Genomic DNA, 11,114 nt, shown 5'->3' with positions numbered 1-11,114 from the left:
GTGCGGGCGGTTGTGGGCGTGGGGGGTGTTGCGGGGGTCAGATGGGGTGCCTCAGAGCGACGACATGGAGCCGGTCGGCATCGGCCGTAGCGGCCGGCGAGTCGCCCTCCCGCCACGGCGGCTCCGTGCGCGGGCCCGGCCCGTCGTGCAGGGCGAGTACCTCGAAGCCGTGGACGGCGAGGACATGGCGCAGCTCTTGGGGGAAGATCAGCCGCCACGCGGAGCGCTGCTCGACCGGCGGCGATCCGTCGTCGGCTGTCCACACCCGGGTACGGCGCAGCAGTTGCGCGGCACGGTCGACGTGCAGGGTGGTGGTGGACCGGTAGGTGATGCCCTGCCAGGTGAAGCCGTTGACGGACGGGCTGTCCAGGAGCTCCGTACGACCGAGGAAGAAGGCCCCGTTGCGCATCTCCGCGACGAGCAGCCCTCCGGGTGCCAGGGAGCGTCGGCAGGAGGACAGGAAGCCGTCGAGTTCGTCGTTGGTGTGGCAGTACAGCAAGGCACTGTCCAGGCACACCACGGCGTCGAAGGACCGGTCTGCCAGGTCGAATCCGCGCAGGTCCGCCCGGAAGTACTCCGGACCCGGGTGGTGTACGCGGGCGTGCTCCAGCATCGCCTCGGACAGGTCCGAGCCCACGACCGTACGGCCGGCTCCATGCAGATACGCGGCATCACGGCCGGTGCCGCATCCGATGTCCAGGACCCGCGGACCGGCCCCGTACCGCCGCAGACAGTCCTCGGCCCAGCGCCCCGCCAGGCGCGCCTCGTCGGGGAAACGGGCCTCGTACAGGACCGGGTTGTCGGTCAGCAGGTTCGCGTTTGTCATCTCGGTCTCCTCACACCGGCACCGGTACGGGCGCCGCTTGGGCGGGAAGCACTCGCCGGCGGTGCAGCCAGGCGACGCCGGTGGCGGAGGCGAGTCCGAAGGCCAGGCAGCATGCCCAGGGCAGCCAGTGCGCGCCCTCGTGCTCACCGGCGTCCATGGCCCAGCCGACGACCGTGTTGCCCACGGCCGCGGCGATGCCCGAGACGACGTAGAACAGCCCGAAGTAGGTGCCGGTGAGCTCCGGGCGGCCGAAGCGGGGTATCAGCTCCATCACGAAGGGCTGGGCGATCATGACGCCCAGGTAGAGAAGCAGCGCCCCGGCCAGGACAGGCAGCGCGCCGAGCACCGCGTCGCCGGCGCCGCCGTGCGCTGCCCCCGCTCCCGCCACCGTCATCGGCGGTATGAAGGCCAGCCCCATCAGCGTGAGACCCGCTGTGATCCATCTCGCCCGGGTGCCCCGAATCTTCAGCGCCCGCGTGATGCGCAGTTGCAGCCAGAGGTTGGTGAGGGTGCCGACGAGGAAGACGATGCCGGCTGCGCCGTCCCAGCCGGTGGCCCGGCGCGCGCCGTCCGGCAGCAGCAGATACAGCTGGTTCTCCATGGTGAACATGCCGACCATGGCAATGGCGAAGGCCACGAAGCGGCGGTTGCCGAGCACCTCTCGCCAGTCCCCGAGGACGCTGTTCGCGGACGGCGTGACCTCGCGTGCCGGAAGCACAGCGGCCTGGGCGACGGTGAGCACCGCGAAGATCCCGGCCGCGGTGAGCGCGGAGGCACGGAAGTCGACCAACAGCAGGGCGCTGCCGAGCAGCGGCCCTATCAGGGCGCCAGTGGTCGCGAAGACGTTGAACAGGGCGAACGCCTCCGCCTTGCGCTCCCCTGCCTCCAGGGTGAGATACGCGCGTACGGCAGGGTTGAACAGCGCCCCGGCCAGTCCACTGAGCGCGGAGGCGGCCAGCAGCACGGTCAGTCCGTCGCCGAGTGCGAAGAGCCCGAAGCCGACGGTGCGCAGTGCGCATCCGGCGATGATGACTCCGCGCGCACCCAGCCGGTCCGATGCCGATCCGCCGATGAGGAACAGGCCCTGCTGGCTGAGGTTGCGTACGCCGAGCACGATGCCGACGACAGCGGCCGACAGCCCGAGGTCGTCGCTCAGGTGCACGGCGAGGTACGGGATGAGCAGGTAGAAGCCGGTGTTGACGCCGAGTTGGTTGATCAGGAGGAGCCGTATCGCGAGGGGGAAGCGGCGTATCTCGTGCCATGTCTTCACCCGCGCTCCCCCTTGGTGCGCGGGTGCACGCCGAGACCCGGGCGCGGGCTTGTCCGTACGGTGCCGTCGGCGCCGCCGATGCCGGTCCACGGGTCGCGGGCGAGCAGCAGGTGTCCGTCGAGGTCGATCCACCGGGCGCGATCGGCGAGATGTACGGCGGGGGCGATGCCGAGCGTGCTGGCGGTCAGACAGCCGAGCATCAGCTCGGTGCCGCTGCCGGCGACCAGTTCGGCGATCCGCAGGGCCGTGGTGACGCCGCCGCACTTGGCGAGCTTGACGTTGATGCCCTGCACCCGCCCGGCGAGACGGCGGGCGTCCTCGTAACCGACCGCGTCCTCATCCGCGATGACCGGCAGCGGCGAGCGTTCGGCGAGCTTCGCCAGCGCCTCGGGGTCGCCGGGAGCGATCGGCTGCTCGACGGCCTCGATTCCCTCTTCCGCGAGGCGGGGCAGCAGCCTCTGCGCCGTGGCAACGGTCCAGGCTCCATTGGGGTCCAGGAGCAGCCGAGCGTGGGGAGCCGCGGCCCGCACGGCCCGTACGCGCTTCAGGTCGTCCTCGGGGTCCGGGGCACCGGCCTTGATCTTGAGGACCGCGAAACCGTCCCGTACGAGGCGGGCGGCCTGGACTGCGGCCCGCCCCGGCGAGGTGATACCGATGGTGCGGGCGGTCGCCGCCGAGGGCGCGTCGGGTGTGCCGAGGAGCTGGTGGACCGGGACGCCGGCGCGCTTGCCGACGAGATCGAGGAGCGCCGACTCGACCGCCGCGGTCACGGCGGGGGCAGTGCCGTTGGCCGGCAGCGCACCGGTGCGCAGGGCCCCCAGGGCGGTCTCGGGATCCGCGAACCGGGCCAGATCCAGGGCCACTTCATTCAGCAGCCGCGCGATGGTGCCTGCGTCGAGACCGTAGTACACGCTCGCGACGACTTCTCCGTGGCCACTGCCGCCCTGGTGCTCGACGGACAGCCGGACCGCGTCGCGGGCCGCCATCGTCGAGCGGGATATGCGCAGCGGCTCGGTGAGCTGGAGACGCACAGTGCGCTGACTGACTTTCACGAGTCCTCTTCCGGATGTGGGGTTCGGCTGCCCAGCGGGTCGGTGACGGCGCGGCACCGGGCCCAGCCGGTGGCCTCCACGGCCCGCGGATGCGGGATCTCGACGGGGCGTGTGGCCGCGGTGGCCCGGTCGAGCCCGTGGGCGGCGGCGAAGTCGTCGTCGTAGACGGTGCCGAGATAGCGATGCGGCCCATCGGGGAAGACGGTGGCGACGACGGCTCCCGGGTGGACGCGAGCGGCCCAGGCCGCCACAAGCGCCACCGCTCCGGTGCTCCAGCCGCCGCTGACGAAGTTGCCGGCAGCGAGCCTTCGGCAGGCGTCCGCGGCCTCGGCCGGGCCGACCCAATGGACCTCGTCGAAGGCGCCGTAGGCGACGTTGCGTGGATGGATACTGCTGCCCAGGCCGCGCATCAGGCGGGGCCTGGCGGGCTGGCCGAAGATCGTCGAGCCGGTGGCGTCCACGCCGATCAACCGGAGCCCGGGCCAGTGCCGCCGCAGCGGTCCGACCACTCCGGCGCTGTGGCCGCCGGTGCCGACGCTGCACACCAGCACGTCGACGTGATCCAACTGAGCGGCGAGCTCGGCAGCAAGGGAGGCGTAACCGGCAATGTTGTCGGGGTTGTTGTACTGGTCGGGCCAGTACGCGTCCGGCAGTGTCGACAGCAGTTCGCGCAACCGGGCCAGCCGGGCGGCCTGCCATCCGCCCTCGGCCGCCGGGCGGTCGACCAGCTCCAGCCTGGCGCCGTATGCGCGCAGCAACTGGCGCATCGAGGGCTCCAGTTCCGCGTCGCCGACCAGCACGATCGGATGCCCCAGGGCCTGACCGGCGAAGGCCAGCCCGATGCCGAGCGTTCCGGAGGTGGACTCCACCACCGGGGCGCCGGGTCGCAGTTCGCCGCGCTCCTTGGCACCGAGCAGCATGGAGACGGCCGCTCGCGCCTTCATGCCGCCGACGCCCAGACCTTCCAGCTTGGCCCAGAAGCCGGGCTGCGGGCAGGGCAGGTCGACGCTGATGCGGGCGAGCGGGGTACGGCCGAGCAGAGCGAGCAGTTCGCGGTTGCCCGCGGGGCTGAGGAGGGCCGTGGTCACAGGGCGGCTCCGGAGCGCTCACTGCCGCCGTAACGGTGGATGGTGCCGGGACCGCCGTCGAGCCAGAAGAAGGGATACGGCTCCGCGCAGACCGCGGTGACTCCTGCGCCGATGAGGCGCGGCAGCACCGCGCTGCCGGTCTGGGCGAACATCACCAGCGGTTTGGCGTGGCGCAGCGCGTGCTCCCGCAGCGACTCGAAGCTGCCGTTGCCGAGCGTCATGCCCGAGGCGAGGACCGCGTCGCAGCGCTCGAGTTCGGAGAGCGCGTCGGTCCGTACCGGCTCGCCCCATTCCGTGGTGCCGCCCTTGAGGTCGCAGGGCAGGTACGCCAGGCCACGCGCCCGCAGCGCCTCCAGCAGGGAGTTGACCACGCCCACGACGAGCACGGTGCGTCCCGGCGTGGCATCGAGCAGATCGACGACGGCCTCGGCCCTGGCCCGGGACTTCTCCAGTGAGCTCCCTGCCGGCAGTTGACAGGGCCGTGCGCCTGCCACGGGACTATGGGGAAGGACGTGCATCAGGTAGGCGTCCAGTGCGGCCACCCGGACCGGCAGCAGTTCGTGCTCCAGCAGCCGGGCGATGTCCGCGCCGACGCAGTCGTCGACCGCACTGTCGGGAAGCCCGCCGGGCTCGACCGCGCAGGAGCCCACGGCTTGTGCCAGACGAAGGCTCAGCACTTCGTTGCGGTAGCCGCCGCTGCGCCCGGCATGCCGTACGGCCTGGCGCGTGGTGAACGCCACGGCGATCCGCTGAGTCCCCGGGTCGGGTCCGAACCCACCGCCGAGCACACGCTCGACAAGTTCGTCGTACGAGGCCGCGGTGATATCCGAGTCGGTGATGACCGTCATCGGCCGACCACCTTCGGGCAGAGCGCCGAGAGCAGCGCCTCGACCCGATCGCGGGCCCCGAGACCGTCCGCGTCGCCGGCCATGACGTGGCCCAGGTAGTCGTTGTTACTGCCCGCCGCCCTGACTTCCTTCCCGGGCTCGGAGAGCTGGATCTCCAGCAGGCCCGCTGCCGTGCGCACGTCGTCGGCACCGTCGAAGGAGTCCAGCACTCCCCCGGTGTCCGGCACCAGAAACCCGATGGCGGCGCTGCGCAGGCCGGTTGCCCGTCGGCGCAGGTCCGGTTCGCGGCCCAGGGCCACGTCGACGCAGGCGGCGGCGAGGTCGATCCCCGTCACGTGCCGGACGAGTTCGGTGATGCGGTTACCGGCTGGGCGGGGGTTGACCTCGACCAGGCGTGGCCCGTCGGGCGTCAGTTTGATCTCGGTGTGCGCCACGACCGCGTCCAGCCCCAGGGCCTTCAGCGCCTGAAGTGCCGTCTCAGCAGCTGCCTCGGCGTCAGCGGCGGCGAGCGCCGCGGGGAACATGTGGCCCGTCTCGATGAACGCCGGCGCCCCGCCGACGCTCTTGTCGGTCACCCCGACCACCTGCGCCGCACCGGCGAACGACACGGTCTCGACGCTGACTTCCGGCCCCGAAAGCAGCTCTTCGAGCAGGACTACGGGCTCGCGGCGCTGCCCTCGCGCGTTGACGGGGAAGTCAGCGAGCGCCCTGTGCGCGCGGGCCAGCTCCGATTCGTCGTCGACGCGTCGTACGAACATCCCGCCGCACAGGTCCACGGGCTTGAGGACGAGCGGGTAGCCGATCTCCCGCGCCGCATCGGCGGCCTCGGCCCAGTCCGCGCAGACCGCGTAGCGCGGCCCCGGCACTTTGGCATCGGCCAGAACGCGGCGGGTCGCGTCCTTACGGCAGGCGTTCTCGACGGCCCCGGCGGCGGGGCCCGGCAGCCCCAGTCGGCCGGCGATCCGTGCGGCGGTCGGGAGGTAGTAGTCGCAGGAGGTGATCACCCCGTCGAACTCCAGCGCCCCGTGGGCGCGCTCGACGAGCGGCAGCAACGCCTCGATTTCGTTGGTGTCCGCGGTCAGCACGTTGCTTGCGGCGAGCAGGGGGTGTGCGGTGCCCTCAGGAGCTCCGCGCAGGTAGTGGTGCAGGTCACGGGTGAGGAAGGTGAACTCGTGCCCGCCCTCACGGATCGCTCGTGGCAGAAGTCTGCTCATCGATCCGACCCAGCTCTCGACCATCAGCAGGTGGGCCACGGTTTCCTCTTCTCAGAACACGGGTTGGACTCATGACGCGTCGGCGGCACCCCGTCCGGGGATGTCGGCTTGACGCAGGCCACACGTTATCGATAATCGTTTTCATTGTCATCTGAGCCCCCGTCGATTCTCTGAATGCGAGACACGTGACTCCCGCTGTACGCCACCGGGGCGCGGTGTGCGCCCTCGTGGCCACCACCGCCGCCCTGATACCGGCCGCCCCCGTCAACGCCACCACCCCGGCTCCATCGCTGCGTTTCGGCGCCTGCGAGCAGTCCATGCCGGTCCCGGCCGCTCCCGCGCGGGTGGAGTGCGGAGGGCTGAGCGTCCCGCTCGAGTGGGAACACCCGGACGGCGAGCACATCCGCATCGCCGTCTCACGCGTACGCGCCTCGGGACCGCCCGAGGAGCGGCGCGGCATCCTGTTGGTGAACCCCGGGGGGCCCGGCGGGCCGGGACTGGCCTACGCCGTCACCAAACGGGCCAAGCTGCCCGCGAGCGTGCGTCGCTCGTACGACGTCATCGGCTTCGACCCGCGCGGCACGGGACGGAGCTCGCCGGCGGACTGCGGCTCGATGGGCGGTCTCTTCGACAGCCCCGGACCCGATCCCGTGCCGTCCGGCCACATCGCCGAAAGGGCATACCTCGACTCGGTCAGGCGCATGGCGGACGACTGTGCCGCGGGCGTCGGTGACGCCTTGGCGCATCTGTCGACCACTCAGACCGCGCGGGACATGGACGCCGTACGCTCCGCACTGGGCGAACAGCGGATCGGCTTCCTCGGCGTCTCGTACGGCAGCTACCTGGGAGCCGCCTATGCCGCCCTGTTCCCGCGGCGCGTCGGCCGCATGGTGCTCGACAGTGTCGTCGGCCCCTGGGAGTGGTACGACTTCGACCTGCGCCAGAGCCGGGCTTTGCTGCGCCAGCGTGAGGTGTTCTTCGCCTGGGCCGCCCGGCACGAAGAGCGTTTCGGCCTCGGCGGCAGCGCCGGCCAGGTCCGGAACGTCTATCGGCGGGCACGCCAAGGACTCGCCGGCCACCGTGTGAACGGCTTCGGTCCGGCCGAGTTCGACCGCGCCGTGTACCGGGCGCTCGGCCGCACCGAACGCTGGGAGGGCCTCGCCGCAGGCATCCACGCGTACCTGCAGGACGGCAGCACCGAACTCCTGCGCCCCGCGGATCCCTTCGACGCAGCCGCGTCACGCACCTACGAGTCCGCGAACCGCGTCGTGAAGTGCGCGGACGGACACGGCCCCACGCAGGATCAAGTCATCGCCGACTTCAGTCGCCTGAGGCGACTCGACCCACAGCCGGTCGTCACCGGAATCGAAGCCTCGGCCTGCGCCTACTGGCACCACGCACCCGCACACGGCACCCGGCTCGGCAGCCGCGAAGCTCCCCCGGCGCTGCTGATCGCCTCCGAACACGATCCCGTCACACCCATCGAGGGAGCCCGGAAGCTTCTCAAGCGGCTGCCCGGCTCGCGCCTGGTCACGCTCCACGACGACTACTCCCACGGCGTGTTCGCCAGCCGGGGCAACGCGTGCGTGGACAACGCCGCCGCCGCGTATCTGGTCGACGGGGCCGTCCCGGCGAGGGATGCGCACTGCTCCGGCCCCGGCCTGCCGACACCTCGAGCCCCCCACGAATGAGCGCTCAGCGAAAAGGAGTTACGCCAATGACCGACACCCTGCACAAAGCCCCGCACCCCTCGTACACCCTGCGCCCCGCAACTATGACTGACGCGGAGGGAGCCCGCCGCCTGATGCTCGACACCTTCTACCGGGAATTCGGCTACGGCTACGTCCCCGAGTGGCACCGCGACGTCGTCGACATCGTGGGCACCTACCTGGACGACCCCCGGCATCTGCTGCTGGTGGCCGTGCACGACGGCGAGGTGATCGCCACGACCGGCGTGCGATCGGGGGGCCCGCTCCATCCGCCGCATCCGCGCCGGCTCGCCGATCGCTACCCGTCGGGTACGACGGCGCAGCTCGTCCGTGTCTACGTCAAGGCCGAGCACCGGCGGCACGGTCTGGCGCGGACCCTGGTGCGCATGGCATGCGACTTCGCCGCCGAGACCCCCGGCTACAACTGCATCTATCTGCACACCAACATCCATGTGGAGGGCGCCGAAGGCTTCTGGCGGAGCATGGCCAAAGAGGTCTTCGACGACCGGCGAGCACGGTCCCGGTGTCGGCACGGTGCACTTCGAGATCCCGGGTGCCTCATTGATGGCCGCAGCCTCGGCGTCGCAACGCCGCTCCAAGGCGGACAGGGCTGCCTCGTCAGACCATGGTCGGGAATGAATGATGTTCGTGCGCGACGACCCAGCGTCCGTCCTCCTTGCGCAGTCCGACCGTCAGGCGCAGCCGGTTTTCGGGGTCTTCCTGCAGCTCCTCCTGCGTTCCGCAGCGCAGCAATGCGTGCGCGAAGGCGACATCGTCGCCCGCCGTGACGTCGATCGAGACGATCTCGAACGAGGCGCCCTGCCGCTGCCATTCGAAGAACGGCGGCCACGTCTCGCGGTAGAGGTCGATGCCCCGTACTCCGTCTTTTGGTGGCGGCACATCGAACATCACGATGTCGTCGGCGTGATCAACGAGGACACCGTCCAAATCCCCGGCGTGCACAGCCTTCGCCCAGCGCTCGATAAGCGCCCGGACCTGCGTCTCGTCATCATCCACGGCTGCGTCCCTTCAAGATGCCGCCCTTCGGCGATCCTTGTGCGAGTGCGTACGAAGTGAGGACCACCTCGACGACCGTGACTCATCGGTCTGCGCCGACCAGGCCCTGTTCCATTCCACCCCAGGGGAGGCGGCCGCGCTGAGCGGGCGCCGCTCCGGTCGAGAGCTCGCCCAGTCCGGCCTCGCTGTCCCTCCTTTCGGTGGTCGCCTCGAGCAACGTGTGCGAGGTATTCCGAGGTATTCCACGGACCGGCGACCCGCGGGCCGGATCATGCTCACCGCCGGAACGGCGCGAAGCGAATGAGCGGCCCGGCCCGCCGGGAGGCTGTGGGCTTGCTGGAGCCCAATGGCTCGCCCCGGTAGGTGGTGGGCCCTGATCGCCGGCCGATAATCACCGGATGCGACACGGAACCCGCCCCCGCCGGCCCGCCGCCGACCTGTCCGGCAGAGACAGGCTGGCCTCCCTGACCGGGCTGCGGTTCTGGGCGGCTCTCCTGGTGGTGCTGTACCACCTGTCCCGGCAGGTGGGCCAGATACCCGGGGTCAGCGAGGCTGCCTGGTACGGCCGCAGCGGAGTGACCTTCTTCTTCGTACTGTCCGGATTCGTCCTCGCTTGGACGTACGACGGCAAGCAGGTACCCGCGAGGGTCTTTCTCTGGCGGCGCTTCGCCCGTATCTGGCCACTCCTCGCGACCACGACCGTGCTGTCCGTCGGAGCGTGGGTCGCGCTGAGCAAGGCGGTGTCGGCCAAGGCCGTCGTCGCGTCGCTGCTCCTCGTCCATGCCTGGATACCGGACAACGTCGTGCTGAAGGGCGGAAATCCCGCCGCATGGTCACTGAGCGACGAGGCATGGTTCTACCTGGTCTTTCCCCTGCTGATGGCCCTCCCTGCCGTGCGTTCGGGCCGCGGCCGTCGCTGGATCTGGGGCATGGTCTGTGTGGGCACAGTCCTGGTGTGGCTGAGCGGATCCCTGATCGCCGACCCGAGCCTTCGGGTCTGGGCACTCGACTATCTGCCGTTGACCCGCACCCTGCAGTTCCTGCTCGGCCTCGTGACCGGACTCGCGGTGGCCCGCGGCTGGCGGCCGCCCATCGGTCTGTGGGCCGCCGTGGTGCTGACCATCGCCTGGCACCTCGTGCTGGTGCCCTGGTCACAGGCCGTTCCCGACGCCCTCTGGTACAGCCCGTACCAGGCGTCGCAACTGCTCTCCGCGCCCGTCTTCGCGCTGCTGGTGGCAGCGGCCGCGCGCGCCGACCAGGACGGGCGGAGGACAGGTCTCGGCGGAGCGTGGACCGTGCGGCTGGGTCACTGGTCGTTTGCCTGGTACCTCATCCACGAGGTCGTCATCCGGGTATGGCTGGGGAAGCTCGGGCGCCCGGAGGGGGTACTCGACACGGCCCAGGTATGGCTGGTGGTGATCGTGGTCAGTCTGGCCCTGTCCGCATGCGCCTATCACTGGGTGGAGCACCCGCTCGAGCGCTTGCTCCGCCGCGCCGGTCCACGTGTTCCCCCAGGTGACAGCCACGTTCCCGGGCCGCGACCCGGAGCCGGGCTGGCACGGACACGCTGACTACGCGGGCCTGCGGACCAGGCGTACGTCCGGCCGGGGCCGGAGCGCGAGGCGTCAGCCGTCCACCGGCAGGCCGCGAGGCTCCTTGATCCGCTTCATGATGATCTGCGAGTTGACCTCGGTGACGCCGGACAGCGCGGTCAGCTTCTCGATCCACAGCCGCTCGTACGCCCGCAGATCCGCGACGGCGATACGCAGCAGGCATCCCGGACTGCCGAAGAGCCGGTACGCCTCGATGACGTCGGGGATGTCCTGAAGGCCGGCCTCGAAGGTCTCGACGACCGCACGGTCGCGCTTCACCTCGATGGAGACGAGGACCTCGAAGCTCCGGCCGACCGCCTCCGGGTCGATCACCGCGCGATACCCCTGAATCACCCCGTCCTGCTCCAGTTGCCGGACACGGCGCATGCACGGCGAGGGGGTCAGACCCACCCGCTGCGCCAGTTCCTGATTACTCAGCCGCCCATCGTTCTGCAGTTCACGCAAAATATCTCGGTCGATCTCGTCCATGGCGCAATT

Annotated in this window: 10 protein-coding genes and 1 pseudogene; 3 read left to right on the top strand and 8 right to left on the bottom strand. The window is 70.6% G+C overall.

Annotated elements, in window-relative coordinates; all coding sequences use genetic code 11:
• Positions 1–37 precede the first annotated feature (37 nt).
• From J7E87_RS22315 to J7E87_RS22290, 6 genes are read right to left on the bottom strand one after another with little or no spacing between them, the layout of a single operon-like run.
• Entirely contained in the window at positions 38–826 is a 789-nt protein-coding gene (locus J7E87_RS22315; protein WP_215096257.1) for a class I SAM-dependent methyltransferase, read from the bottom strand.
• A gap of 10 nt (positions 827–836) precedes the next feature.
• Positions 837–2,096 carry an MFS transporter gene (locus tag J7E87_RS22310; protein WP_215096256.1) on the bottom strand — a complete coding sequence of 420 codons (1,260 nt, stop codon included), beginning with the start codon at positions 2,094–2,096 and terminating at the stop codon, positions 837–839.
• Positions 2,093–3,148 (bottom strand): dipeptide epimerase, encoded by a 1,056-nt coding sequence (locus J7E87_RS22305; protein WP_215096255.1) that lies wholly within the window; start codon positions 3,146–3,148, stop codon positions 2,093–2,095. Before J7E87_RS22305 ends, J7E87_RS22310 begins: the two co-directional genes overlap by 4 nt.
• Entirely contained in the window at positions 3,145–4,236 is a 1,092-nt protein-coding gene (locus tag J7E87_RS22300) for a PLP-dependent cysteine synthase family protein (protein WP_215096254.1), read from the bottom strand. The genes J7E87_RS22305 and J7E87_RS22300 overlap by 4 nt, the downstream gene beginning before the upstream one ends.
• Positions 4,233–5,084: a Rossmann-like domain-containing protein gene (locus tag J7E87_RS22295; protein ID WP_215096253.1), complete on the bottom strand. Its 852-nt coding sequence runs from the start codon at positions 5,082–5,084 to the stop codon at positions 4,233–4,235. The genes J7E87_RS22300 and J7E87_RS22295 overlap by 4 nt, the downstream gene beginning before the upstream one ends.
• Positions 5,081–6,337, bottom strand: coding sequence for an ATP-grasp domain-containing protein (locus J7E87_RS22290; protein ID WP_215096252.1), 1,257 nt, complete (start codon positions 6,335–6,337; stop codon positions 5,081–5,083). Before J7E87_RS22290 ends, J7E87_RS22295 begins: the two co-directional genes overlap by 4 nt.
• A gap of 146 nt (positions 6,338–6,483) precedes the next feature.
• Here J7E87_RS22290 and J7E87_RS22285 point away from each other — a divergent pair, with 146 nt between their 5' ends.
• Complete coding sequence (locus J7E87_RS22285; RefSeq protein ID WP_215096251.1) at positions 6,484–7,989, top strand: alpha/beta hydrolase; 1,506 nt, start codon at positions 6,484–6,486, stop codon at positions 7,987–7,989.
• A 26-nt stretch (positions 7,990–8,015) separates the two neighbouring features.
• Positions 8,016–8,646 (top strand): annotated as a pseudogene (locus J7E87_RS22280) (GNAT family N-acetyltransferase).
• Here J7E87_RS22280 and J7E87_RS22275 read toward each other — a convergent pair.
• Entirely contained in the window at positions 8,626–9,024 is a 399-nt protein-coding gene (locus tag J7E87_RS22275) for an SgcJ/EcaC family oxidoreductase (protein ID WP_215096250.1), read from the bottom strand. The pseudogene J7E87_RS22280 and the gene J7E87_RS22275 overlap by 21 nt on opposite strands.
• A 398-nt stretch (positions 9,025–9,422) precedes the next feature.
• Here J7E87_RS22275 and J7E87_RS22270 point away from each other — a divergent pair, with 398 nt between their 5' ends.
• Positions 9,423–10,595 (top strand): acyltransferase, encoded by a 1,173-nt coding sequence (locus J7E87_RS22270; protein WP_215096249.1) that lies wholly within the window; start codon positions 9,423–9,425, stop codon positions 10,593–10,595.
• Between the two features lie 54 nt (positions 10,596–10,649).
• Here J7E87_RS22270 and J7E87_RS22265 read toward each other — a convergent pair whose 3' ends face one another.
• Complete coding sequence (locus tag J7E87_RS22265; RefSeq protein ID WP_215096248.1) at positions 10,650–11,105, bottom strand: Lrp/AsnC family transcriptional regulator; 456 nt, start codon at positions 11,103–11,105, stop codon at positions 10,650–10,652.
• Positions 11,106–11,114: the final 9 nt, after the last annotated feature.

The sequence above is a fragment of the Streptomyces sp. ISL-1 genome, from assembly GCF_018614585.1.
In the GTDB taxonomy this organism is placed as follows: Bacteria; Actinomycetota; Actinomycetes; order Streptomycetales; family Streptomycetaceae; genus Streptomyces; species Streptomyces maoxianensis.
The sequence above is the reverse complement of the archived record's forward strand: the minus strand, read 5'-3'. Positions and strand labels throughout refer to the sequence as shown.

Excerpts from the sequence above, each read along its gene's own strand:
- J7E87_RS22295 (WP_215096253.1), bottom strand. The coding sequence starts at position 5,084 with ATGACGGTCATCACCGACTCGGATATCACCGCGGCCTCGTACGACGAA.
- J7E87_RS22315 (WP_215096257.1), bottom strand. The coding sequence starts at position 826 with ATGACAAACGCGAACCTGCTGACCGACAACCCGGTCCTGTACGAGGCC.
- J7E87_RS22270 (WP_215096249.1), top strand. The coding sequence starts at position 9,423 with ATGCGACACGGAACCCGCCCCCGCCGGCCCGCCGCCGACCTGTCCGGC.
- J7E87_RS22265 (WP_215096248.1), bottom strand. The coding sequence starts at position 11,105 with ATGGACGAGATCGACCGAGATATTTTGCGTGAACTGCAGAACGATGGG.